Raw genomic sequence first — 1,031 nt, 5'->3', positions numbered from 1 at the left:
GTCAACGAGTCGCCAGATTCTATGAACGAATTGCGAACCGACGCAAAGATTTTCACCGTAAGTTAGCCCATCATCTCTGCGACCAAGCAGGGATGATATTTGCGGAGGAGTTGAACCTAAAAGGACTGGCTAAAGGAATGCTGGGTAAGCATTGCCTGGATGCGGGTTGGGGGCAGTTCCTGGATACATTGAAATGGGTTTGCTTTAAGCGTGGGGTGTATTTCCAAAAAGTTAAAGCCGCTGGTACAAGCCAGGAATGCCCAGAGTGTGGGGTAGCGGTGAAAAAAGATTTGTCCATGCGTCGGCATGAATGTCCAGAATGTGGCTACACAACCAATCGAGATGTAGCCAGTGGGCAAGTGATTCGCAATCGTGGACTAGCTAGCACTGAGCATGTTGCTGAGCTTGTCGAAGCATGTCGAAGTGTAGCGGTTGGACAGACCGTTCAATCCTGTGGAGCTACGCCCAGTGGGGAGGCTTTGAAGCAGGAATTTCTTGAGGCGACTTAAGAAGCCCGCGCTGTCTCCTAGAGCAGAGTCGGGAGTATGTCACTATAGAAGGTAGAGTCAAGGGAGATCAACAATGGTTAATTTTGGGCTAAATTCCGCCAGTATCTTGGGGATTGCGCTGGCCGCAGCGGGTGCATCCCTCTATTTTTTACGGTCGGTACGCCCAGAACTTTCCCGCGACCACGATATTTTCTTTGCGGCGGTTGGGCTATTGTGCGGCTTCATTCTCCTGTTCCAAGGGTGGCGTTTAGACCCGATTTTGCAATTTGGTCAATTTCTCTTGTCTGGCTCAGCAGTATTTTTCGCCATTGAATCAATTCGCCTCCGGGGTTTGGCCACAGAGCAGGCCCGCCGCAATACGCCCATTGTGGACGATGAACGGCCCGTCAGTCGGGTTTATCGGGCGGAGCTGGATCAGATTGAGCCTTACCAGGGGGAAGAACGCTATGAACGTCGGTTGCGGGGCTACCCTGAACCCCGTTCGAGTCGGAGCCGGGGCTATGAAGATGAAGCCCCCCGGGG

The 1,031-nt window shown here is 52.6% G+C and carries 2 protein-coding genes; both read left to right on the top strand.

Going from position 1 to position 1,031, the window contains the following annotated elements:
• Nucleotides 1–509 (top strand): RNA-guided endonuclease InsQ/TnpB family protein (locus AACT35_RS10020; protein WP_143596800.1); only part of this gene is annotated, 509 nt, incomplete at its 5' end.
• 73 nt (nucleotides 510–582) lie between these two features.
• A partial coding sequence (locus AACT35_RS10015; RefSeq protein ID WP_216820553.1) for a Ycf66 family protein occupies nucleotides 583–1,031 on the top strand: 449 nt, incomplete at its 3' end.

Origin of the sequence: Synechococcus sp. BDU 130192, from assembly GCF_963876085.1 — a bacterium.
In the GTDB taxonomy this organism is placed as follows: domain Bacteria; phylum Cyanobacteriota; class Cyanobacteriia; order Cyanobacteriales; family MRBY01; genus MRBY01.
This window is presented reverse-complemented; position numbering and strand designations above follow the sequence as displayed.